Below are 23525 nucleotides of genomic sequence, written 5' to 3' on the forward strand. Positions count from 1 at the left end.
GTGAAGCCGAGGGGCCTTGGGCAGCCCACTCAAAAGTGCACATCCAGTGCACACACGAAAAATGAGCTTCGCAAAAACTCACACTGCTTAACCCACTGAACTCTTTGTACTTCAAAGAGTGGTGCTCGGGAAGGGACTCGAACCCTTAAGCCTTTCGGCACAAGATCCTTAGTCTTGCGCGTATACCAATTCCGCCACCCGAGCAGGTGCTGAAAATCAGGGGCCGCGAATATAGACGAGTCTGTTTTTATGCAACCAATGTTTTACGTTTTTCTGCACTTCTTTTACTCCAGCGCAAAAGGCGGATCACTCTTGCCTTTGCGCTCCGTTTTCGCTGTCATCCTTTCTCATGCGCTCCTCCCTGTTCTTGTGCCTGCTGCCTTCCCTCGTGTTTGCGGCCTCTCCCTACCCCGAAAAGACCCCGGACACCCCAGGGAACAAGCTCCTCGACCGCTACTTCGCCGAGCAAACCCGCGAGATCACCGCTGAAAACGGTCTCGCCCACATCGCGACCGCGGAGGACTGGAAAGCCCAGGCCCCCGAGTACCGCCGCCAGATGTTTGAAATGCTCGGCCTCGATCCCCTGCCGGAGAAAACACCCCTGCAGGCCACCAAGACCGGCGAACTCAAAGGCGAGGGCTACGTGGTGGAAAAAATGCACTTCCAGTCCATGCCTGGGCTGTATGTCACCGCCAATCTTTATCTGCCCGACAAAGTTGAAAAGCCCCTGCCCACCATTCTCTACGTCTGCGGCCATGCCAATGTGGTCAAGGAAGGCATCAGCCTTGGCAACAAGACCGGCTACGAGCACCACGGCGTCTGGTACGCCCGCCACGGCTACGCCTGCCTCATCATAGACACCGTGCAGCTCGGCGAGATCCGCGGCGAGCACCACGGCACCTACAGCAAAGGACGCTGGTGGTGGTTCTCCCGCGGCTACACCCCCGCCGGGCTGGAGGCCTGGAGCTGCATCCGTGCGTTGGACTACCTCGAAACCCGCAAGGAAGTGGACAAGACCCGCTTCGGCGTCACCGGCCGCAGCGGCGGCGGTGCCTACTCCTGGTGGATCACCGCGCTCGACGACCGCATCAAAGCCAGCGCCCCCACCGCCGGCGTCACCGACATGCAGAACCAGGTCATCGACGGCTGCGTGGAAGGCCACTGCGACTGCATGTTCTTCGTGAACACCTACCGCTGGAATTTCGAGCGCATGGTCGCCCTTGCCGCACCACGCCCTCTGCTCATCGTCAATACCGACAAAGACAGCATCTTCCCCATCGATGGCGTCTTCCGCATCTACCAAAACGTGCGCCGCATTTACTCCCTTCTCGGCAAGGAGGGAAACATCGGCCTGCAAGTCGCCGAGGGTCCGCACAAAGACCTGCAGCCGCTGAACATCGGCGCCTTCCACTGGTTTGAGCGCTTCCTCAAAGGCGCGGACTCCATGGCCGTGCTTGATGAAGGCGCCAAGAAAACCATCGAGCCCGCCTCACTCCGCGTGTTCACCGCAGGCATCCCGAAGGACGAGATCAATACCAAGGCCGATGAAACTTTCGTCCCCATGGCCAAGGCCCCCGCACCTGCCACCAATGCCGACGATTGGAACAAACAAAACGAAAGCTGGATGCAGAGTCTCAAGGACAAAGTCTTCGCCGGCTGGCCCAAGGACATTGCTTCGGTCAATCCGCAGAAGGAAAACAGCGCGGAGGTCGATGGCATCCGCATGACCGCCTACGACTTCGAAAGCCAGTCCCCTTTCCGCCTGCGCCTCTACATCGTCCATCGCGATGGTCTCCGCGCGGAGGACCTCCAGCTCGTCGCGCTCAACGTACTCGATGAGCCCGGCTGGGACGAATTCTGCGCCGCCTATCACTCACGCTTCGGCAAGCTCATCGAAGTCTTCCCCGGCTCGCCCAAGGACGACGCCGCCTTTGAGCAGGAAAAGAAGATGTTCACGAACTTCAAGTGGGGCATGGCTTACATCTGCCCGCGTGGCATTGGCCCTACCGCATGGACCGGCAGCCCCAAAGCGCAGACGCAGCGCCTGCGCCGCTTCTACCTTCTCGGCCAGACCCTCGATGGCATGCGCGTGTGGGACATCCGCCGCACCGTGCAGACCTTCCGCGCCATCCCCGGCTTCGGTGAAACACCGCTGTGGATCCAGGCCCATCGCGACATGGCGGTCGATTCCCTCTACGCCTCCCTCTTTGAAGACGGCATCAAGCGCCTCGACCTCCACGACATGCCCCTGACTCAAAATGGCACCGTCGGCGGCGATCCCGAGGCCACCGGCCCCGCCATGCTCAATGTCCTCAAATACCTCGACATCCCTCAAGCCGCCGCCATGGCCGCCATGCGCACCCGCACCATCATCTACGCCCCCGACAAAGCCGCCTGGGACTACCCCGCCACTGTCACCAAAAACCTCGGCAAAGAAACCCAGTTCCAAGTCCGCGTGCCAGTGAAACCCGAGGACGGCAAAGAGGAGGAGAAGAAACCCGAGAAGCCCAAGGCCGAGGCCAAGAAAAAGTCCGCCTCAGCCGATCCAGCCGCGCCTGCGATCATCCACGCCACCCTTCCCCAAAAGATCCTCTCCAGCACCCCGCCCAAACCACGCCCCAAAAAAGACAGCGTCAAAAAAGACACCGTCCCAAAGCCCCGCCCCAAGAAGGACAGTCCGAAGAAAAGATGATGCCCCAGTGCGATCAGCACTCCTGCCCCGTCGACCAGCGCTCTCGCATCCTCCACTCAATACTAAACGGCCCATCCCATGCTTGCTCCGTAGCTGATCACCTGCCTCGTGATCTGATCCTTCTCCTGCCTTTCGCCGTCACCGATAGGCATCAGGCATAGCGAGCATCGATTCCAGCAGCTTCGAATTGGGAGGAACGTGGCCTTCAAACGTTTTTCCAAGCGCTGCATATTCAAACCCGAAACGATCCGGAATACTGATAAAAGTTTTAACCCCCACCCCTCGTGGCATGTTAATGAAAGATGAAACAACACCAAATTTTTTCATCAGATGCATTCGAATGCGGCGTTGCCCTGTTTCATCAAGATGAATTTGATTTAATAAGTGAATGAGTGTGTTTTGTTCGGAGAACCAATAGGGAACATCACCTTCCAGGTCAGCACCGCCCGCCATTTTATCTGCAAACGAAATGAACGCTTTCACGTCGGGGAGATTGTATTGATTCTCCAAAACAAACACTTTTTGATAGGCTGCCTCCAAACTGAGCAACATGCCGGGATCGACGCCCAAAGACGGACGGGAAACACAACTTGCGATACAGACAGCAAAAGACGCAAACATCGCCATCAATGAGTGCAAACCCAGAGCGACCTTGTCTTGATTGATGAAAAATGGTTTCAGGAGGATGGCAATACGCTTCACAGTAGCTACATAGGCCCACACTTCATTTCCTGCATTTCGAATCCTCCCAGACCATCAAAAACTCCAGACATTTAGCCCGTCCGGTTCTTCGTATTGTAGTACCGGCTTCAGCCGGTCCGGCACCACATCTTCAGTTCAGGCTTTAGGTCACTTGGATTCTGTGTTTTGATTTTTTCGGCACCCCTCAAAACACCCCTCATGAAAATGGCCTTCTTCGACTTCTTCTTCCTCTTCCTCGCCGCGGCCTTCCTCTTCTTCCGTTGCCGCCCGCAGTACGTGCACGATGTCACTCACCACCGCAAAGCCCTCAACCTCTTCCTCTGGTCGCTCGTGCTGTTCTATCCGGTGTCCGCCATTTTCATGATCAGCGTTTACCTCAGCATCGTCACGAACCCCATCGCCATGATCCTCAGCATCCTCTGCTTCCGCTTCCTCTGGCTCTCTCTCAACACACCGGCACAAGCAGCTCTTCCTCCCACCGCCTCATAGGACTCTGCTCAATTTTCAGTTCTCAATTCTCAGTTCTCAGTTTGCAGTGCCCCACATCCGCAAACTCCAGCAACACGATCACCCAGCATGCCCCCCACCAACCCCAAGGTCGACGCCCACATCGCCAACGCCAAAAAATGGCAGGCCGAGCTTACAGCACTCCGCCGCATCGTCCTCGGCTGCGATCTCACCGAAGAGCTCAAGTGGGGCCAGCCCTGCTACACCTATGACGGGGCCAACATCATCATCCTCGGCAGTTTCAAAGAGCATTGCAGGCTCATGTTCGTCAACGGCTCCCTCCTCAAAGATCCGAAAGGCCTCTTGCAGAAACCCGGCGAGCACACCCAGGCCGGGCGCTTCATCCCCTTCACCAGCGTCAAGGAGATCACCGCGCTGAAGCCCGTTCTGAAGGACTACATTCTCGAAGCCGTCGCCGCCGAAAAGGCCGGTGTAAAACCCGTCTATAAAACCACTTCCGAACCCTACCCCGAAGAACTGGAAGCCAAGCTCGACAAAGACCCCGCACTCGCAGAAGCCTTCGCAGCCCTCACGCCCGGCCGTCAGCGTGCCTACCTCCTGCACTTCAACGCCGCCAAACAATCCGCCACCCGCACCTCCCGCATCGAAGCCTGCAAGTCCCGCATCCTCTGCGGCAAAGGCCTCCAGGACTGCATCTGCGGCCACTCCAAAAAAATGCCCATCTGCGACGGCTCGCATAAGTTCATCTGCTGAAGATCAGCCACGCACTCAGCAGCGCTCCCGATTCACCGCGCACGCTTCAAATCTCCAGCGGGCACCACGAGCAACATGCACCATTTCATTCTCGCCCACCGCCTTTCCTCCCGCTTAAAATCCGCTGCGTGAAAAGATCGCTCCCCTTCATCGCCATCCTCATGGCCATGGCTCGTCTCCTCATGGCAGAAGAAGCCGCGGCCGAAAAAATGCGCAGCCTCACCGTCCGCGTCGTCGATCAATCAGGCGCTCCCATCCCCGGCGCCAACGTCCAACGCAGCCTTTGGACGGATGCCAAGGTCCCGCCCAGTGCCGACGCCCCCACCGACGCCGAGGGCACCGTCACCTTTCAGATCCCCGCGAAGGTGCACGTCCTCCGTCTGTGGGCCAGCCACAAAGGCCGGGTGCCTATGTTTGCCAATTTCGATGTCCAGCAGATGGGCGGCGATCCCGTGCCCAAGGACTACACCTTCACTCTCGCCGAAGGCACCCCCATCGGCGGCTTCGTGCACGATGACATCGGCGCTCCCATCCCCGGAGCCCGGGTCGAGGTCAGCATTGATTCCCGCGAGCACGTCATGGATGGCCAAGGTATAGCTGTGGTCAACCGATGGCTGGCGTATGGGAAAGACAGCTGCGTCACCGACGAGCATGGCTTCTGGGCGCTCAACAATGTCCCCGCAGGCCCCGACTGGCGCATCGGCCTCCGCCTTCAGCACCCCGATCATGTGGGAGACGTGGACTGGCGCGGCACAGGCGGCGCACCTTTTTCCCTGCAGCAGTTTCGCGATCAAACCGCCATCTCCATCATGCAGACCGGGGTGCGCCTCACCGGCACCATCACCGGCCCGGATGGCAGGCCCGTTCCAAAGGCCCTCGTCATCTGGGGAGACAAGCCCTACTACAACAGCAACGTGCAGGAGACCTTCACCGATGAGTCAGGCCGCTATCGCGTGCCCCCGCTTATGCCAGGCCCCACCCTGCTGACCGTCGTCGCCAAAGGCCACGCGCCCGTGCTCAAAGAGATTCAGCTCAAAGCCACGCCGCAGGTGGAAGACGTGCAGCTCCAGCCCGGCAAGACCATCACTTTTCGTTTTGTCGATCCCGCAGGCAAACCCGTGCCCCGCACCCGCGTCTACATCCTCGGCTGGCGCGGCAAAGAAACGCTCTTCAACTGGAAACACTCCAACGTCCCGTACAGCCAGATCCCCGACGTGGCCGATGACCAGGGCGTGTACACCTGGACCTGGGCGCCTGACGACGCCGTCGAGTACCTCTTTGAAGCCAGAAAATCCAACTGGCGCCAAACCCCCACCTATGGCCCGGGCGAATACAAAATCACCGTCGATGATGCCGACGGTCTGTAACCTTCTTCATCCCCTCACTCACGCCGCCCGCGTCACCCGCTTCCAGAAAAAATCCAGCTCACGTGCCAGCACGCTCATCACCTGCGCAGGCGTGGCCTGCAGGCTGCCGCTCTCAGATTCCTTGATGATGCGCTGCATGGCATACAGAGACGCCACGTTCTGCGTGTCCAGGTGGATCGCATCCACATGAGATTTCAGTTCGGGTGGAAACGCGGTGCTGTGCTGCAATATCGCCCAGCTCTGCTGCTCCCGCTCCGTTTTAAAGGTCGTGATCTTGAGCCGCGCCGCGGATGCCCCTGTGCTCTGTGCGTCCAGATTCAGCTCCGCCAGACGCCCTGCGGCAAAACCTGACAGCGTGCGCCAGTAGGAGCCGTCCGCGAAGTTCGCCAGCCCAAACACGATCTCCAGCCCCTGCAAAGACCAGCACATGGCAAAGCGGCCCGTCATCCCGGGCAGTTCATGCTCGCTGAAACGCACCAAGGGGAAGCGCTTGCCTGCCAGCCGGATCAAATCCGCCAGCTTTGTAAAATCGAGGGGCATCGACACAGCCTCCGCGGCCATTTGCAGCCGCAGCGCCTCGTAGCGCCCCAGCAGCGCATCACGTTCCGCATTCGGTGGCGCCAGCGCCGTGGCAGGAGCGGCAGGAGCCGCGGCAAAGGAAGGCGGAGGCGGCAAGGAAACAGGCGCAGATGCAGGTGCCGGAGCAGGCAGTGGCGCGCCAGCCTTCGCTGCCGCTGGCGCCGCGGTGGCGCTCATCACATCCGCCAGACGTTCCGCGACCACATGCGCGCCTTTATCCTCGCCGGGCGGGTGCGGCACGCTCGGCTGGCGCAGCTTGCCCAGCATCTCGCGCAGGTTTTCAAAGGCGCCCGCGGAGCTCGGAGAGAACTGGGGTGGTGCCGCGCCGTTTTCAGCAGCCTCCTCGCGCGCCAGTCCTGGCGCCGGCAGGTGCTTGCCATTGCCATTGATGACTCCGGGCGGGTGCGGAGCCAGGGGCAGCAGCGGCGCTTCATTTTGCTGCGGCAGTGCGGGCCTGGGTTCCGCCAGGCCTTCCGCCATCAGCTTCATCTGCGTCGAGGTCTGCGTGTCAAAGATCGAGGGCTCCTCCGGCTCCTGCGTTTCCGCCACTTCACTTTCCGGCACGGCGTCCGTCATCAATGGCAGCACACGCCCCTCCTCGGGTGCCTGCGGGTGCTGCGCCACCGGGGGCTGTGGTGGCGGGGACGCCAGGGTTTGCTGGAAAAAATCCCACTGCTTGGCCGCATGCCGCAAAAACGTTCGCGCAGACACGCTGCCCAGCGGCCTGCCCAGAAAGTAGCGCTTCACATCCAGAAACGCCGTGAAATCCCGCGCCTGCTCCGCCGAGATGGCCGGGTGCCGCAGTCGCAGCTCCAGCAGCGTGGCCGCCTCGCTCTCGCCGATGCCGCGCAGCAGCATCTGGGAGGCCGTCAGCCGGTCCTCCATCGCACTCGGCAGATGGTGCCCAAACGTCGCCTGCCACACATCCTGGTTCAGGCTCAGCACCACGTGCACGCCATCCATTTCAGACATGTCCAGCAGCAGCGAGGCGATGCGCAGCCCCGCCTCCGGATTGCGGTAGTACGCATCCAGGTGATCCACCAGCAGCACCACCGGGCGCCACAGGCCCAGCAGCCGCAGCCACGTCACCGGCCCCTCATTGGACTCATCTGCCGCCAGCATGCGCAGCACCGCCACATGGCTCATGCCGCCGTCCAGGGCGTGGTTCAGCATCGCATTCACCCAGGACTCCAGCGCCGCAGGGATCGCCGGCACCCGCTTCATCGCCTGCTCCGTCATCGGCCTGCGCAGCTGGCCTTCAAAACGCCGCACCCATTCGCCGATCAGGCGCGCCGAGCCCTTCTCATCAAAGACCTCCACCGGATTTCCGCTCAGCACCCGCAGGGCCTGTTCCGGGTTTGCACAGGGCAGCGTGCCATTTTCGATCAAGCGCCGCACCAGCACCGCACACACTCCGGCGCAGGCTTCGCGCAGCTTCGTCCAGCCTTCACGCGTCGCATCCGCCCGCGCCATGGACTCCAGCCCGCGCACCGCCACTGCAGAGATACCTATCTGATCCTCAAGCCGAAACGCCAGCGGCACCAGCACCACCTGCCCGTTTGCCGCCGCAGCCAGGCGCCCTAGCAGGTGCGTCTTGCCATAGCCGGCGCGGGGAGCCGTCAGCAGCAGCAGCGGCTGCCCTCCGGCACGCCCCGTGCTCGTCTGGCGCTCATCGATCGTCGCCGTCAGCTGCCCCAGAATGTCCACATTCAGCCCCGGCACGGAGCGATGTTCCTCCACGCCAAATGGTCCCGCACAGACATCGTCAGTGAACGGATTCAGCCTCTCCCCCTGCGGCACAGATGGAGGCAGGCCCAAAGCAGGTGGCAGCGGTGTTGGCGATGTTGATTCTGGACTTTCCACAATGAATCCGGTTTCAGGGTTCTGATTCAGATCAGATTCAATGATATTTATGCCAAATCATACTCCACAGAAAGTAAGTTTTTTGCTTTTGATGTTATTCTCTAAAACGAGAATAACCGAAGATACGGTTAAAACGTCTCAGCCCGTCCGGATGGCTGGATAAAAGGGGCACATTCCTCCTCAGGCAAGCCCCGCCAGCGCGCCCTTTTTGCCAAATCAGTGCGGCTCTTGCCCCCCTTCCCCTCCCGCTTGCTTCCTTCCCCGGCATGCACTACCCAGTAATCATGGGTGATCCGGCACACATTCCCTTCCCTGTGTTCCGGCGTTACCGGATCCGCGAGTCACTGCCTCTCTGCGCCCTCCTCACCGTGGCCGCCGTGCTGCTCTATCCCTACTGGAGAATTCCCGCCCTGTTTTGCGCCGCCGGTGCCGTCTGGATCATGATCCCCCGGCTCCTGACCGATATTCGCAATGCCCTCATGCGCCGCCGTTGGCTGCGCCAGTTTCAGCGCCGGATTGCCGAAATCGAGATTGTCCCTCTCATTTCACAGCATCCCGGGCGCTACGCCGCCCACGTGTGCCGCTACTCCGGGTTTGACCTCAATGCCGTCAAGCCCCTCGCCTACCTCGAAGACCTGTCCAGTGGCGAATGCACCGTCGTGTCCCCCAGTTCCTGGCAGCTCCCAGGAACCCTCTACGCCACCGCCCTTCCTTGCACCAATCACTAGCACAGTTCCCGAAGTGAACATCCGATTGCACCGGCAGGCATCGTGAAAAGGGACGCTTACTCCGCCAGAGCGCTGCGCAGCTTCTTCAGAATCCACACCCGGGTGGAAATCACAAGACGCGAAACCCCATCGCTCACGCTCAGCTCTGCCGAGGCGCGGTCACTCCGCAGCCAGCTCTGCGTCACCACCCGCCCGGCCTCAGCATTCGGAGTGCTGCTTTCCGGCTTCCACGCCTTGCCCTGTGCATTCGCCGCCAGCAGCACCGCGATCTCCGAAGCGTCAAACGTCCCTTTCTTCACAAACGTGATGCGCTGCGTGGCGTCGTCGATGAAATCCGCCGTCACCTCCACCGCTCCTTGCGCATGCTTCAGCGTGTTCGTCGCAGGCGCCACCGCATCCATGACCTGACCCTCGCCATGATGTTTCACCGACAGTCCCCGCGTGTCTCCGAGATGCGCCGCTGCAGGAGTGCTCCAACTCATCGCCAGGAGAAGAAGAAGAAAAGCCGTTCCGTGTTTGTTGATCATGATCGCAAACTATCACACCTCAGCCGAGCAGGCAAATCCCGCCCGGTGAACGAAATAGACCAGTTCTCGAAAAGATTGTCATATTGATCCGGCGAGCGCAGCGGCCCCAGTGGCAAGGCGGGAGCGCCGCCTGCTATTTGAAAATAACAGGCAAGCGACCAACGCAGCCAATGGGGCCGCTCCGCCGTCCGGGCAATGTGACAAGATTTTTGAGAGTTGGTCTAAACCACGCATGTTCGAAAGAGGAAGTCCGCCACCACTCCTTTTCCCTTCTTCACTTCGTCTCAAGACCGCCCCAAAACATCCCGTAATCTCCCAATGGAAAAACGCCGCCAATTTCTTCGCCGTGCCGGGTCCCTTATCGCGCTGCCAGCGCTGGAGTCCTTCGGTTTCCGCGCCTTTTCCGCTCCCAAGTCCGTCACGCCGCCCAAGCGCATGGTGTTTCTCGGTTTCGGCTGGGGTGTCACGAATGAAACATGGTTCCCCGATGTGAAACAGACCGGCGCGGACTGGCAGCTTTCTCCAGGCCTCCAACCGTTGGCACGGCACCAGAAGGACATCACGGTCGTGCAGGGCTGCTCCAATAAATTCAGCAACGAGGCGCACTGGGGCAGCACCTTCTGGCTGACCGGGGCAAACCGTTACTCGGAGCCGGGCCAGAGCTTTCACAACAGCGTTAGTGCCGACCAGGTCGCCGCCGCGCATCTCGGCGCGGACACGCGCTTTGCCTCCATCCAGCTCAACTCCGCCGACGTGCCAAACTCCGGGCACGGTCCGGGACTCTCGCTGGCCTGGGACATGCGTGGCAAGCCGATGTCCGGCCTGGAAACACCCGTGGCCGCCTTCCACCGCCTCTTTTCAGACGACAGCACCCCGCTCACCGAGCGCCAGGCCCAGCTCGCCCAGCAGCGCAGCGTGCTGGACGCCGTGATGGAGGACGCAAAGAGCGTTCAGAAGGGCCTCACCAAAACGGACACCGACAAGCTGGACGAATATTTCCAAAGCATCCGCGACATCGAAGTTCGCCTCGGCAAGGACGAGCAGTGGCTCAGCGTGCCCAAGTCCAAAGCGCAGATCGCCGAGCCCAAGCCCGGCCTCGCGGGCAAGGAGGAGATCGAAATGATGTACGCCCTCATCGTCGCCGCACTGCAGACGGACACCACCCGCGTGCTCACCTACCGCCAGCCCGTGGGCGCGCTGATCCAGAGCCTCGGGCTCAAGGTGGCCGCGCACGACATGAGCCACTACACCACCGGCCCCCGCATGGAAGCCTCCCAGAAGCGCGATACCACGCAGAGCCAGCTTCTGGCAGGACTTCTCGACAAACTGAAAGCCACCAAGGAAACCGACGGCAGCTCTCTCTTCGACCACACCTGCCTCGCCTACGGCAGCAACATCCGCTCCGTCCACTTTCTCGACAACTGCCCCACCGTCCTCACCGGCGGCGGCGCGGGGATCAAGCTGGGCCAGCACCTCGTCCTCCCCAAAGACACCCCTCTCGCCAACGTCTGGCTCACCCTCCTCCACGGCATCGGCGCCACCCCCGAACGCCACGGCGACAGCACGGGCACCATCTCCCAGCTCAAAGCCTGAGGCGCATTGGCATTCATTTTCGGTTTTCCTAGCATGTTCGTTTTTCGTTCCTCCGCTTTCCTCTTGTTGCTGGCTACATTCGCGTTTGCAGATCCACCTCAGGCACAACTGGACTCCAAGCACCGCGCCTTCCTCAAGGACTACTGCATCGACTGCCACCGTGCTGGCAAGGAGAAGGGCAAGGTGCGGCTGGATGACATCGCATTCACGCTGGACTCGGTGGCGCGGGCGGACCTGTGGCAGAAAGTGCTCAACCAGGTGAACTCTGGCGAGATGCCACCAGAAGATGAAAAGCAGCCGGACAAACTCGCGAAAACAGACTTCCTGGAGGCTCTTTCCGGCACGCTCGTCACCGCGCGCAAGTCTCTCGGCGATGTGCAGGGAAAGATCACCATGCGCCGCCTGAACCGCCGCGAATACCAGAACACAATCCGCGATCTTCTGGGTGTGGACCTGCGCGTGAACGACCTGCCCGCCGACGGCGGCGCAGGCACCTTTGACACCGTCGGCTCGTCCCTCTTCATGTCGAGCGACCAGTTCGAGCAATACCTCACACTGGGCCGTCAGGCGCTGGACGAGTACTTTGCGCGCATGGACACCGCCGCCGCCTCTGCCACCCCCGCCGCGGCAAAAACCTACAAGGCCCGCACTGAGGCCGAGACCTTTGGCAACCGGCGCATGAACAGCCTCTTCAAGAAAACCGGGGAGAGCCATGAGAGCTACGCGCGCTGGGCCGCCGCCGTGGATGCCGCCGCCGCGCGCCCGGAGAACCTGAAAACCGCCGCCGCGCTGCGGGAGCAGGCCAAAAAACCGCGCCCCGCCTCCGGCATTCCTTACGCTTCCCCGCTGTTCTTCTACTACGGCTGGGACCAGATCAAGGGCGCCCCGCCGCCTTCGGACTACGGCTTCAAGGACGCGCAGCAGGCCTTCTTTGAGGAGAACCAGCACCAGAACTTCTTCCCCTACTACGCCGACTACCAAAAGCTACCAGCACGTGACACCGGTGCCTGGCTGCTCTTCTACCAGGCCTACCGGGAGGAATACGTCTCCGCCGCGGAGAAGTGGCCCGCCGGGAACTACACGCTGCGCCTTCGCGTGGCGGCCAGTCCGGACGCACCCAAGCAGCGTCATTTCGTCGAGATCGGCCAGCGCGGGGAGGACGTCAGCGCCTTCACCGTGCTGGGCGCGCACCAGGTCACCGGCACCCTGGCGCAGCCGCAGATCATCGAGACCACCGTGGAGGTGAAGGCTGGCGGCAGCCGCGAGTTTGCCGTGCGCGAGAAGCGGCCAAACTCCCGGCAGGCGGAGATACGCCTCTACCACGACGAGTTTGAAAAAACCGGCCACGGCCCGCCCCCCGCCATATGGGTAGACTGGCTGGAAATCGAAGGCCCTGCGCACGCCACCCCTCCGCCCCCTGTAGCAGGTCATACCATTAAAGAGCACCGCGAGGTGGAGCTGCACGCCAATGCCATGGTGGGCGGCACGTATAAAGGCTACTACGTCGGCGGAGAAAAGGCGGCGCAAGAGTTTCTCGCCACCGGAAAGCCGCAGAAAGGCATCCCGGACATCAATGAGGCGAAGTTCCGCATCCGCACCTTTCAGGAGCACGCGCCCAGCTTTGAGAGATACCTCAAGGACCCGCTCACACAGACCGGTGCCTTCCTCACCATCTACAATGTGCACGCGGAGGAAGTCATCACCCTGCCACCGGACCAGCCCTCCGGCTGGCTGCGCACCAAGCACGAGCAGCCCACCGCTGCGCCCGGAGACTACCTGCTGCGCTTCCGCATCGGCGCTGTGCAGGGCACGCCGAAAGAGCGCCACTTTGTGGAGCTGGGCAGCCGCATTGAGAAAGAGGACTTCACCTTGTTGAAGACCTTTCAAATCAGCGCCAGCACCGACTCTCCGCAAACCCTCGAGTTTCCCGTCACACTCGACGCGCAGGGGCCGCGCACCTTTGTGCTGCGGGAAAAGCGCGATGTGAAACTGGACCACGATATCTATGAGGCCGAGCGCAAGACGACCGGCATGGGTCCGCCACCCGCGCTGTGGATCGACTGGGTGGAGTGGGAAGGCCCCCTGCACTCAGCGCCAGAGATTCCGCCCGTCATCAGCGCAAGCACACCCGGCATGAGTGAGAGCGCACACGCCCGCGCCTGCATCCAGGCCTTCGCCCTGCGTGCCTTCCGTGGACGGGAACCCACCACGGCGCTTCTCGACAAACTCTGCGCGCTTTATGAAACACGCCGCAAGTCAGGAGACACGCAGCAGAATGCGCTGAAGCTCCCGCTCAGCGCCGTCCTGGCCTCTCCGCATTTCCTCTACCTCGTGGAGCCAGGCCAGGAGCAAAAGCCGCGCATGCTCGATGCCACGGAGCTTGCCACGCGCCTCTCCTATTTTCTATGGAGTGCACCTCCTGACGACAAACTGCTCGCCCATGCGCGTAGCGGGGATTTGTCCAAACCGGAGGTGCTTGCCCGGGAAGTGGACCGCATGCTCGCCAGCACCAAGGCGGATGAATTTGTCAGCGGCTTTGTACATCAGTGGCTGGACATGGACCGTCTGGACTTCTTCCAGTTCGACACCAAGCAGTTCCGCGACTTTGACGAAAGCGCAAAGGCCGCCGCACGGCAGGAGGTGTACCACACCTTTGCCCACCTGCTCAGAAACCACGGCAGCCTCTCCCGCCTGCTGAAGAGCGATGAGATCTTCATCAACGGCCTCCTCGCCACCTACTATGGCATCGAAGGCATCAGCGGAGACGAGTTTCAAAAGGTGAAGCTGCAGCCCAGCTCCCCGCGCGGCGGCCTGCTCGGCATGGCTGCCATCCTCGCCATGGGTAGCAATGGCGAGCGCACCAGCCCCGTCGAACGTGGCGCCTGGGTGCTGCGCAAGCTCCTGCACTCCCCGCCACCGCCCGCACCGCCAAACGTGCCGCAGCTCACGCGGCTGGAAGGCAAGGTCCTTTCCACCCGAGAGCGCCTGCTGGCCCACCAGGAGGAAGCACAGTGCCTGCAGTGCCATCGCAAGATCGACCCCATCGGCTTCGGCCTGGAAAACTTCAACGCCGCCGGCAAATGGCGCACCGAGGAGAGCCAGGAAAAGAAAGGCAGCGGCGGCAAAGGTAAGCCCCCCGTCGTACTCAAGACTTGGACCATTGATCCCGGCGGTGCCTTCCACAACGGCCCTGCCTTCAAAGATTACATCCAGCTCCGCGACCTCATCTCCACACACAGCGCCGACTTTGCCCAAGGCTTCACCGAATCGCTCATCGAATATGCACTCGGGCGTCCCTATGGCTTCACGGACCAGGAACTCGCCGCCGATATCATGAAGAGGGCCAAGGACAAAGACTACGCCATGAGCGAGTTCATCACAGCCCTGGTCACCAGCGTGGCATTTCAGCGCAAATAAGCGCACCTAGTGCACCGGCAGGCGCTGCTCCAGATACTTCGTCATCAGCTCATACAAATGACGCGTGGTGCCCTTGCCGCTGTTGATGGCATGATCACGGTTCGGGTAGGGCATCACGCTGAAGTGCTTGTTCTTGCCAACGAGTTCATTGATGAGCTTTTCGGTGCCCTGATAGTGCACATTGTCGTCTCCGGTGCCATGGACGATGAGCAGATTTCCCTTCAGCGCTGCTGCATGCGTGATGGGGGAGCCCAGGCGGTAGCCGTCCGCGTTGTCCTTTGGCAGGCCCATGTAGCGCTCTTCATAGATGGTGTCGTACAGCTTGCGATCCGGCACCGGAGCCACCGCCATCGCGGTTTGATAGAGATCGGGGTAGCGGAAGATCGCGTCCAAGCTGCTGCTGCCACCACCGCTCCAGCCCCAGATGCCGACGCGCTTGGGGTCGAGATAGGAGAAGCGTTTCAACAGGGCGCGCGTTCCTGCCGCTTCATCCGCAGAGTTCATGATGCCGAGCTTGAGGTAGATGGCGCGCCGCCATTCGCGACCACGCGGGCTGGGGGTGCCACGAGTATCCACACTGGCCACCACGTAGCCCTGCTGCGCCAGCATCCAGTGCCAGAGCCCCTTCTGGCCACCCCAGGCATCTTTTACGGTCTGTCCGGCAGGCTCTCCATACACATTCATGAGGAGCGGATGTTTGACGGAGGCGTCCATATCCTGCGCGGTGATGCAAAAGGCGTCAAAGCTGAGACCGCCGTCTGCGTCCACGCGGAGGAACTCCGTCTTCGGCATCTTCAGTTTTCCAAGTTTTTCGATGAGCTTGGTCTGCGCCTTCAGCACACGCACCGCTGCATGATCTGGCAACGAGATGAGCTGGATGACCGGAGGTGACGTAAAGCTGGAACGGGTGTGCACGGCCCACTGCGCATCTTCCGAGATGTCGTACCCGTGCGTGCCCGGCTGGTCTGCTGGAGAAAGCCACTGCGGTTCACCGCCTTTGACACTGACGCGAAAGAGATAGCGCTGAGTGGCATTCTGTGGCGAGGCGTAGAAATACAGCCAGCCGCCTTTCTCATCGAGATGCGCCACATCGATGAGGTCGAACTCGCCCTGAGTGATGGAAGTCACCTCACCAGCCGGATTCACGCGGTAGGCATGACGCCAGCCGCTGCGCTCGCTGAGCCACAGGAAGTCATCACCGATCCACTCGATTTTGTTGTTGTTCTCCACCCAGGCCTTGTCCGTTTCCGTGAGGACGATCTTTGTGGTGCCGGTGGCGGGATCGGCACGCATGACCTTGAGCGTGTTTTGCAGGCGGTTAAACTGCTGGAGAAGCACCGACTTGCCATCGGGGGTCCATTCGGCCTTGGGCAGGTAGTGCTCGCGCGGATCTCCAGGCACTTTAAGCCACGTCACGGCACCTCCGGTAACCGGTATGACGCCCAGACGTGCGGCTGAGTTCTTCTCTCCGGCCTTGGGATAGGGGAAGGTGCTGACGCTGGGATACATGCCCTCGGTCTGATTCACCAGGGTGAAGTTTTTGACGTCCTTGGTATCGAACTGCCAGAAGAGCAGTCGGGTGCCATCAGGGCTCCAGACGAAGCCATCGCGCAGGCCGAGTTCTTCTTCGTTTACCCAGTCGGAGCTGCCATTGATGAGGGTGTCGGAGCCATCGGTGGTGAGTGAGGTGATCTTGAGGTCGGCAAGCTTCTGCACCTTGAGGTTGTTCTTCTGCACATAGGCCACGCGGGTGCCATCAGGGGAGAACTTGGCGAACATCATGGTGGCGGCAGGAGTATCGCCACCGAGCTTGCGCAGGGTCTGGGTCTTGACGTTGAGCACCCAGTAGTCACCTCGGGTGTTCTTGCGCCACACTTTCTTGGTGTTGGCAAAGAGCAGCACCTGGGATTCGTCTTTGGAGAACTCGTAGCTGTCCACGCTGAGCGGCTTTTTCTCGCCTTTGGGTGTGAGGATCTTCGCGGAGGCGATGATGGTTTTCTCGCCGGTTTTCACCTCGTTGCGCACCAGATCCTTTCCTTTCTTCTTTTCGTCGTCCTTGTTTTCTGCCGCCTCGTTTTCGTCGGGCTTTTCGGTGGTTTCGTCGAGGGTGAAGTAATAGGAGCCGAGCTTGCTCCAGCGGATGGCTTCCAGCTTTTCCTCCTGGAATTCCTTGGCGGTGAAGATGCGGTCGAGGGTGAGCAGCGCGGGGTCGGTCTTGGGTTTGGCGGCTTCTTCGAGGAGGAGTTTCATCATCTCCTCGGCAGCGCCGCTGGTGGTCTCCTTGATCAGCTTGCGATCGGTGCTGTAACCGAGCTCATAGGTGATTCCAGGGCAGCCGAAGGTGTCATAGGCCCATGCTTTGGAGGTGGGGATGCCGACGTTGTGGGCGTTGTTCAGCTCCAGCTTGTAGTCGGGGAAGCGGGCGGTGATGGAGTTGTACCACTGGGTGGCAAAGTTTGGCGGGAAGGTTTCGGCATCTTCGGGGGGCGTGTAGAGGACGTCGCCGCCGGTGGAATGGAAGTCCACGAAGAGGAATACTCGCGCATCGGGTGCCTTGCCGAGCTTGAGGAGGGCATCGCGCACCACGCGGGTTTCCTGCTGGGAGAAGTCTTTCCAGTCGCGGTTGGTGTCCACGCCGCCGAGGTTGTGACGCCAGTGGCCGTGCTCGATGCCATCGGGGTTCACGACGGGAATGAGGACCGTTTGGAAGGACTTTCGATACTTTTGCGACAGTTCGCTGTCGTTGGCGAGAACATCGATGAAATGCTGCATGGCCAGGGTGCCGGTGATTTCCGGGGGGTGCTGGCGGCAGATGATGAAGACGTAGTCGGGCTTGGTGGTCTCGGAGAAGATGAACTGGCGGATCGGGCGGTGCTCGATGGACTCGCCAATGACGCTTTCTTTGACGAATGGGAGGCGTGCTTTTTCGCTGACATATGTGTCGGATTCGGCAAGTCCGACCATTTCCTGGGCGGCCACCCAAAGCGTTTCGGGACCCACTTTCAGGGTGGCCACGGCGCGTTCGGGCTGGAGTGCTTCACGCGATTTGGGGACCGGGGTGAAGGCCGCCTTGTCGATGAGGGCCCAGGTCTTGCCATCGTGGCTCAGGCGGGGAGTGATGACGGCGCCTTTGGCGGTGACGTTGAAGCGGAGGGTGACTGACTGAGGCTTTTTGGAGGTGATTTTAAAGGCATACCATGGGCTGGGATTTACTGGCACATTTTCCGGAGCGATGGTGATGCGGTATTCCTGAGGGCTGACACGCTCGCAGTCGGAGAGGCGGGCGCCGGAGAATTCGTTGCTGAAGGTGACGCCGTCTTCGGTGAAGTCCCAGGAGCGTTTGGTTTGAAGGGTGACTTTGGTGGTCTCGCCGAGACAGTGCAGAGCTGAAAGCAGGACGAAGAGGCAAAGGGGGGCGAGGTGCTTCATGGCAGGACGCGGGATCATGGAGGGCTGGCGTGGGGCGTGCATCAGTTTTCTGAGGCGGGCTGGCGCAGGGAGAGAAACCATTCCCGGGTGAAGAAGGGATCGAGCTTCTGGTAGAAGGCGATCGCCAGCGCGGCCTTGGCCTGGACCTTGGGATACTTGTCGATGGCGCGCCAGAGGGCTGCGTCTCCCATGAAGAGTCGGGCGGCATAGGAATTAAAGTCTTCCTCGATGCTGGCCTTGCCATACTCATTGAGGAAGCCTTCCTCGTGCAGGGTGTCTGTGAGGGTCAGGGATGCCTGCTTGTTTTTGATGGCCTGCACGCCGCTGTGGCGGTAGGCGAAGCCGGGCGGATTGAGCTGCTGCCATGGGGCGGAGTCGAGATGGCGTGGGAAGTTGCGCAGGAGGATGCTGGAAAACTCCGCGTGGAAATTGTTTTCCAGCCGTGTGGTGGAGATGCGTTCGTTTTTGACGAGGTAAACGGCGTCCTTGGAATTGGTGCCACCGGCAGAGACGCCGCTGTAGCCGAGGCGGCCGAGGAGATAGACGCCTTTCAAACTGGCGCGCAAAACCGCTGGCGGGTATTTGGCGAGAGCCTTGCGCGTGATGCTGATGCAGGGCTGCTGCTGGGAGGCCTCCAACGGAACTGCGGTGGCGTTGATGGCCGGAGTGAGCCAGGACTTTGGGAAGATGGCAGGGCTGGCGTCATCGACGATGATCGGCGGACCGGCATCTGAGTGGGCGAGAGCGAGGGTGCAAAGGGAGAGAAAGAGAAGCGCGGCGGCGTGCATGAGACGTCAGAGGAGATGGATGGAATACGGTGCGATCATGCAAGTCAACCCTGCTTGCCGCGGCGGAGGTGGGTGGGGTCGGGAAGCTGGCCGTAGCGGTGGCGGGTTTCGGAGACGCTTTGCTCGCGGAGCCAGCGGGTGAGCTCGATGCGGCCGGTGGCGAGGAGGGGGGCGTTGATCCAGTTGAGGCCGGATTCGTGGGCGGCGTGGAGGAGGGCGTCGGACGGTGTGTGGGTGGTGCGGAGGAACTCGGCGCGCTGGGAGAGCGTTGGGAGGCGGGAGATGAACTGGGCATCTGGCTCTTCATCGCGGATGCTGATGGTGAGGGGGGTGCCGGTGATTTGGGAGGCGAGTTGGGCGCGGGCGATGGTGGGTTCATCGCGGGTGTCGAGGCGGAGGATGACGCCGCGGGAGGGGCGGTAGCGGAAGACGTTGGATTCGCAGCGGAGGGCGGAGGGATCGTGGGCGATGGAGAAGTAGGTCTGCCATGCAGAGGCGTAATCGGTTTCTGCGGAGGCGGTGTCGGTGAGGTGGCAGAAGTTGAGGACGTAGTTGGGGCCGCCGGCTTTGGCACCGGGGCCGATGCAGGATTTTTTCCAGCCGCCGAAGGGCTGGCGCTGGACGATGGCGCCAGTGATGGGGCGATTGATGTAGAGATTGCCGGCTTGCGCGTGCTCCTTCCACCAGGTGACTTCGTCTGGGTCGAGGGTGTGCAGACCAGCGGTGAGGCCGAAGGCGGTGGCGTTTTGCCAGGTGGTAGCTTGTGGTAGTGACTCGGCACGCATGAGGCCGAGGACGGGGCCGAAGCATTCGGTGAGGTGGAACCATGAGCCGGGACGGACGCCGAGCTTGATGCCGGGGGTCCAGGAGTTGGGGTCGTTGCTGAGTTGGCGTGGTTCGAGGAGCCATTCTTCGCCTTCATCGAGCTGGGTGAGAGCGCGGAGGAGGTCGGGGCCGGGTGGTGTGACCAAGGGTGTGACGATGCTTCGGGGGTCGGTGGCGGGGCCGGTGTGGAGGCTGGCGGCGGCATCGCGAAGCTGACGGCGGAAGGCGGGGTCGTCGTAGATTTCGGCCTCAAGGATGGCGAGGCTGGCGGCGCTGCACTTTTGACCGGAGTGACCGAAGGCGGAGCGGACGAGGTCTTTGATGGCGAGTTCGCGGTCGGCCTGCGCGGTGATGACGAGGGCGTTTTTGCCGCTGGTTTCGGCGAGGAGGTGCAGGGAGGGACGCCAGGTGTGGAACTTGCGTGCTGTCTCGTAACCGCCGGTGAGGATGACGCTGGCGATGCGGGAATCGGTGATGAGTTGGGTGCCGATGCTGCTGTCGCAGGGGAAGAACTGGAGGACGTCGCGAGGGACGCCTGCATCCCAGAGTTGGCGGGCGAGGAGGAAGGCGATTTGAGAGGTGACGCGGGCGGGTTTGAAGATGACGCTGTTGCCTGCTGCGAGCGCGGCGAGGACGCCGCCAGCGGGGATGGCATAGGGGAAGTTCCAGGGAGAGACGACGGCGACGATGCCGAGGGCTTCTGCTTTGACGCCGTGAGGCGCGTGGGCGGTGCGGGCGTAGTAGCGGGCGAAGTCGATGGCTTCGGAGACTTCGCCATCGGCATCGGCGACGGCTTTTTTGCCATCGGCGTTCAGGCAGGCGAGTGCGGTGAATCGTTGGGCGGACATGAGGTCGGCAGCGCGATTGAGGATTTCGGCGCGGCCATTGACGCCGAGGGCGGCCCAGGAGGGCTGGGACTGAACGGCGGTCTGCAGGACGGTTTCGAGCGCGGGGAGTTCTGGGAGCTTGTCTGGCTGCCAGACATGTGTGGACGCGGTCAGGGCGGCGCGATTGGCGGGCTGGGTCCAGTCGGTGTCGGGTTCGTTGGCGAACTGTGTCTGCGTGGCAGGATGAACGACGGGGGTGATGCGGCGGGATGTGGAGGAGACGGTGAGGCGGTCGTGCCAGCCTTGCACGAAGCGGGCGTGCTGGTGCTCCCACTCGGAGGAGCCGGGGCGCATGGCGAACATGTCGCGCAGGAAGTTTTCAGGCGCGGTGTTTTCGTCGAGACGGCGGACGAGGTAGGCCATGGCGCTGAGGAAGTCATCGCGCTGCACAGCGGGTGCGTAGAGGAGGAGGCTGCCGGCGACATCGCGCACGGCGCGGGCCTGATGATTGGCCATGCCTTCGAGCATTTCGATTTCGACGCGGTCGGTGACGCCGTTTTCTTCGCGAAGGGTGAGGGCGAGGGCGACATCGAAGAGATTGTGAGTGGCGACGCCGAGGCGGACGGCGGCGGCGTGGGCGGGCTGGCAGCCGTACTCCATCATGCGGCGGAAATTGGCATCGGTGTCGGCCTTGGTGGGATAGGGCGCGGGAAACCAGCCGTGGAGTTCTGCCTCGACGTTTTCCATGGCGAGATTGGCGCCTTTGACGAGACGGATTTTGATGGGGGCGCCGCCGCGGGCGACGCGCTGGATGGACCATTCGGTGAGTTCGCGCTGAGCGGCAGCGGAGTCGGGGAGATAGGCCTGGAGGACGATGCCGGCAGAGTGCGTGAGGAACTCGGGTTCATCGAGCACGGCGCGAAAGGCGGCGACGGTGAGGGCGAGATCGCGGTATTCCTCCATGTCGAGATTGACGAATTTTCCGCCTGCTTTGGCGGCGGCGCGGTAGAGGGTACGGAGGTGGCTTTTGATGGAGGCGAGGGTGTCGTCCCAGGCGATGAGATTGATCTGGCTGAAGATGGCGGAGATCTTGACGGAGATGTAGTTCACTTCGTCATCGGCGAGATGAGAGAGGACGGCGGCGAGGCGGTGCGCGGCTTCTTCCTCGCCCAAAACGGCTTCGCCAAGGTGGTTGAGATTGATGCGGAATCCTTCCGATGCTCGGGTGGTGAGGTAGCGGCGCAAAGGCGCTTTTTCGCCGGGAAGAATGACGCGTGCGCTGTCTGCGCGCATGCGGTCGGCGACGGCGTTCATGACGACGCCGGGGAGGACGTGACTGCCGAGTGCGCCGAGGCGCATGAGGAGGCGATCGGTGAGCGGCGGATACTGCGGGATGCCGAAGTCGGTGAGGAGTCCGCGCCAGCGGCGGGCCTCTGCGGCGGGGTCGTGGCTGCGAAAGACTTCATCGACCATTGCGAAGGTAAATGCCTTGCCGGTGGGGTCGTTCATGAGGCGGCCGAGGTTCGCGGCTTCGGCGTGTTCCGCGGCGGTTTGCTGGTGAAGCGCGGTGGTGAGGAGGACTTCGGCGAGGGAGGAGACGCGATCAACCAAAGCGGCGTCAACGAGGGGGGCGGAGGTGCCAGAGGGAGAGGAGGCGGGCGGCTTCTGGCGGGTTGGGGGTGCCGTGGTGTTCATGCAGTGATGATCTGAGTGAACAGGGCGGGAGTCGTGGAGATATTCGCAATGGGGGATGCGGAAAAAATACAAAAGGGAGGGGAAATTTGGGGGAATGGAATATTACAACGCGAGAGATTGGGAGGCCGCAGAGATGAGGTTTGGAGGGGGAGGTTTTTGTTGAGGTGGAGTGCGTGGGGAAATTTGGACGCGCTGTTTTTTGGCAAAGGAATGGGGATCCAGAGGGTGGGTGTTGTTTTGGTAGGTGAGATGGACCGGAAAGACACGATGAAGACAGGGGTCTGAGGTGGGTGTTGTTGGAGGGGCGCGTGGGTGGGCGATGCCTTCTCGCATACCTCCGGCATGCGGCCTCGAGGTATGGCGTGGGGTTTGTGGGAACCGGTGGTTCTCGCTACACCGCTTCGCGGTTTCGCTTCACCACCGGCTAATTTCTCTGCTCCCTCCGGGAGCACGGAGGTCGTGCAATGAATTCCACAAGCGGGCGGCGAAGCGATTTGCAGACGCTGCTGGTGACCTTCGGCATTATCCGAGGGCCCTGTTAGGCACTTAGCAATTCGAAACTGGCCATCATGTCATGTCTTTGTTCGACGAAGCTGCTGAATCAAGAGCTAGTGCAACGCCCCTGAATCTGTCGGCACATCGGATCAAGTATGCGCTTGTAAATGAGTTAAAAACACGAGTAAGCTCCCATCATGTCATGGGAAGTTTCAACCTCAAAACCACGTTTTGATACTCTTCCAGAAGAGGTTCAATAAAGGATCGTTAACGCTTTCATGAACAATGTGGTGCCTGATACATCGGGATATGATGATCTGACTGTCGATGTCATTTCGCATTGGTTTGCCAATCGTGAAGTTTTGGGTTTTTGGGTTCGCCAAAAACATTTGCGAACAAATAAAAAAACGTACCGCCGAAACAAACAGCCAGAATGAGATGAACAACGAAAATAATTCACCAAGAGTTGATTACGCCGGATATTCCATCGAGGCTCTTCAGAATTTTGTTTTCCGGTATGTTGAAAACCGAAAGCATGTTGATTATTTTTTTGATCTAGGAGGCGGGAAGGGTAATGGCATCATTTTATATCCTCAGCCCACATCGCAAAGTAAAGGGCTATTGCCAGGCGACGTTTCGCGAGCTTTTGATCGAGTTGTCGCTCATTTAAAATCGGTTGGGTATGACGTTGCAATCAGTGAGTGATGAATTCACCAGCCAACCAATCGAGAGCGCCTAAATTGAGAGCTTGAGATGAGTTGCGAGGCGGTGATAGAG

The 23525-nt window shown here is 61.0% G+C and carries 14 protein-coding genes and 1 tRNA gene; 8 read left to right on the forward strand and 7 right to left on the reverse strand.

All coding sequences use genetic code 11. From position 1 onward, the window contains the following. Positions 1-119: 119 nt before the first annotated feature. Positions 120-204, reverse strand: a tRNA-Leu gene (locus ACILSO_RS08045). Positions 205-349: 145 nt separating this feature from the next. On the opposite strand from ACILSO_RS08045, the gene ACILSO_RS08050 reads away from it, so the two are divergent. Continuing rightward, positions 350-2692, forward strand: a complete 2343-nt coding sequence (locus ACILSO_RS08050; protein WP_395736870.1) for an alpha/beta hydrolase family protein — start codon at positions 350-352, stop codon at positions 2690-2692. 138 nt (positions 2693-2830) lie between these two features. On the opposite strand, the gene ACILSO_RS08055 is transcribed toward ACILSO_RS08050, so the two are convergent. Further along, complete coding sequence (locus tag ACILSO_RS08055; protein WP_395736871.1) at positions 2831-3394, reverse strand: hypothetical protein; 564 nt, start codon at positions 3392-3394, stop codon at positions 2831-2833. Positions 3395-3592: 198 nt separating this feature from the next. Between ACILSO_RS08055 and ACILSO_RS08060 the strand changes: the two genes are divergently transcribed. From ACILSO_RS08060 to ACILSO_RS08070, 3 genes are all read left to right on the forward strand, one after another. Further along, positions 3593-3883, forward strand: a complete 291-nt coding sequence (locus ACILSO_RS08060) for a hypothetical protein (protein ID WP_395736872.1) — start codon at positions 3593-3595, stop codon at positions 3881-3883. An 87-nt stretch (positions 3884-3970) separates the two neighbouring features. Continuing rightward, the gene (locus ACILSO_RS08065; RefSeq protein WP_395736873.1) at positions 3971-4615 is read left to right on the forward strand and encodes a DUF1801 domain-containing protein; all 645 of its coding nucleotides are present in this window, start codon (positions 3971-3973) and stop codon (positions 4613-4615) included. Between the two features lie 128 nt (positions 4616-4743). Further along, positions 4744-5982, forward strand: a complete 1239-nt coding sequence (locus tag ACILSO_RS08070; protein WP_395736874.1) for a carboxypeptidase regulatory-like domain-containing protein — start codon at positions 4744-4746, stop codon at positions 5980-5982. An 18-nt stretch (positions 5983-6000) separates the two neighbouring features. On the opposite strand, the gene ACILSO_RS08075 is transcribed toward ACILSO_RS08070, so the two are convergent. Then, positions 6001-8301 carry a hypothetical protein gene (locus tag ACILSO_RS08075; RefSeq protein ID WP_395736875.1) on the reverse strand — a complete coding sequence of 767 codons (2301 nt, stop codon included), beginning with the start codon at positions 8299-8301 and terminating at the stop codon, positions 6001-6003. Positions 8302-8690: 389 nt separating this feature from the next. On the opposite strand from ACILSO_RS08075, the gene ACILSO_RS08080 reads away from it, so the two are divergent. After that, a complete protein-coding gene (locus tag ACILSO_RS08080; protein ID WP_395736876.1) occupies positions 8691-9152 on the forward strand; it encodes a hypothetical protein in 462 nt (153 codons plus the stop codon). Positions 9153-9208: 56 nt separating this feature from the next. Here ACILSO_RS08080 and ACILSO_RS08085 read toward each other — a convergent pair whose 3' ends face one another. Next, positions 9209-9679: a hypothetical protein gene (locus ACILSO_RS08085; protein WP_395736877.1), complete on the reverse strand. Its 471-nt coding sequence runs from the start codon at positions 9677-9679 to the stop codon at positions 9209-9211. A gap of 318 nt (positions 9680-9997) precedes the next feature. Between ACILSO_RS08085 and ACILSO_RS08090 the strand changes: the two genes are divergently transcribed. Together ACILSO_RS08090 and ACILSO_RS08095 are read left to right on the forward strand one after the other, a co-directional pair. Then, positions 9998-11272: a DUF1552 domain-containing protein gene (locus ACILSO_RS08090; RefSeq protein WP_395736878.1), complete on the forward strand. Its 1275-nt coding sequence runs from the start codon at positions 9998-10000 to the stop codon at positions 11270-11272. A 33-nt stretch (positions 11273-11305) separates the two neighbouring features. After that, entirely contained in the window at positions 11306-14689 is a 3384-nt protein-coding gene (locus ACILSO_RS08095; RefSeq protein WP_395736879.1) for a DUF1592 domain-containing protein, read from the forward strand. 6 nt (positions 14690-14695) lie between these two features. Here the strand turns inward: ACILSO_RS08095 and ACILSO_RS08100 are convergent, their stop codons facing one another. From ACILSO_RS08100 to ACILSO_RS08110, 3 genes are read right to left on the reverse strand one after another with little or no spacing between them, the layout of a single operon-like run. After that, entirely contained in the window at positions 14696-18136 is a 3441-nt protein-coding gene (locus ACILSO_RS08100) for a DPP IV N-terminal domain-containing protein (protein WP_395736880.1), read from the reverse strand. 23 nt (positions 18137-18159) lie between these two features. Beyond that, on the reverse strand, positions 18160-18906 hold the full coding sequence (locus ACILSO_RS08105; RefSeq protein ID WP_395736881.1) for a hypothetical protein: 747 nt from the start codon (positions 18904-18906) through the stop codon (positions 18160-18162). Between the two features lie 44 nt (positions 18907-18950). After that, a complete protein-coding gene (locus tag ACILSO_RS08110) occupies positions 18951-22253 on the reverse strand; it encodes a bifunctional proline dehydrogenase/L-glutamate gamma-semialdehyde dehydrogenase (RefSeq protein WP_395736882.1) in 3303 nt (1100 codons plus the stop codon). Positions 22254-23075: 822 nt separating this feature from the next. Between ACILSO_RS08110 and ACILSO_RS08115 the strand changes: the two genes are divergently transcribed. Next, positions 23076-23453 carry a hypothetical protein gene (locus ACILSO_RS08115; protein ID WP_395736883.1) on the forward strand — a complete coding sequence of 126 codons (378 nt, stop codon included), beginning with the start codon at positions 23076-23078 and terminating at the stop codon, positions 23451-23453. Positions 23454-23525: the final 72 nt, after the last annotated feature.

This window comes from Prosthecobacter sp., assembly GCF_044226605.1.
In the GTDB taxonomy this organism is placed as follows: Bacteria; Verrucomicrobiota; Verrucomicrobiia; order Verrucomicrobiales; family Verrucomicrobiaceae; genus Prosthecobacter.

What these genes read in the sequence shown, in the direction of transcription:
- ACILSO_RS08050 (WP_395736870.1), top strand. Translation starts at nt 350, where the DNA reads ATGCGCTCCTCCCTGTTCTTGTGCCTGCTGCCTTCCCTCGTGTTTGCG.
- ACILSO_RS08060 (WP_395736872.1), top strand. Translation starts at nt 3,593, where the DNA reads ATGAAAATGGCCTTCTTCGACTTCTTCTTCCTCTTCCTCGCCGCGGCC.
- ACILSO_RS08065 (WP_395736873.1), top strand. Translation starts at nt 3,971, where the DNA reads ATGCCCCCCACCAACCCCAAGGTCGACGCCCACATCGCCAACGCCAAA.
- ACILSO_RS08080 (WP_395736876.1), top strand. Translation starts at nt 8,691, where the DNA reads ATGCACTACCCAGTAATCATGGGTGATCCGGCACACATTCCCTTCCCT.
- ACILSO_RS08085 (WP_395736877.1), bottom strand. Translation starts at nt 9,679, where the DNA reads ATGATCAACAAACACGGAACGGCTTTTCTTCTTCTTCTCCTGGCGATG.
- ACILSO_RS08090 (WP_395736878.1), top strand. Translation starts at nt 9,998, where the DNA reads ATGGAAAAACGCCGCCAATTTCTTCGCCGTGCCGGGTCCCTTATCGCG.
- ACILSO_RS08095 (WP_395736879.1), top strand. Translation starts at nt 11,306, where the DNA reads ATGTTCGTTTTTCGTTCCTCCGCTTTCCTCTTGTTGCTGGCTACATTC.
- ACILSO_RS08100 (WP_395736880.1), bottom strand. Translation starts at nt 18,136, where the DNA reads ATGATCCCGCGTCCTGCCATGAAGCACCTCGCCCCCCTTTGCCTCTTC.
- ACILSO_RS08105 (WP_395736881.1), bottom strand. Translation starts at nt 18,906, where the DNA reads ATGCACGCCGCCGCGCTTCTCTTTCTCTCCCTTTGCACCCTCGCTCTC.
- ACILSO_RS08110 (WP_395736882.1), bottom strand. Translation starts at nt 22,253, where the DNA reads ATGAACACCACGGCACCCCCAACCCGCCAGAAGCCGCCCGCCTCCTCT.
- ACILSO_RS08115 (WP_395736883.1), top strand. Translation starts at nt 23,076, where the DNA reads ATGTCATTTCGCATTGGTTTGCCAATCGTGAAGTTTTGGGTTTTTGGG.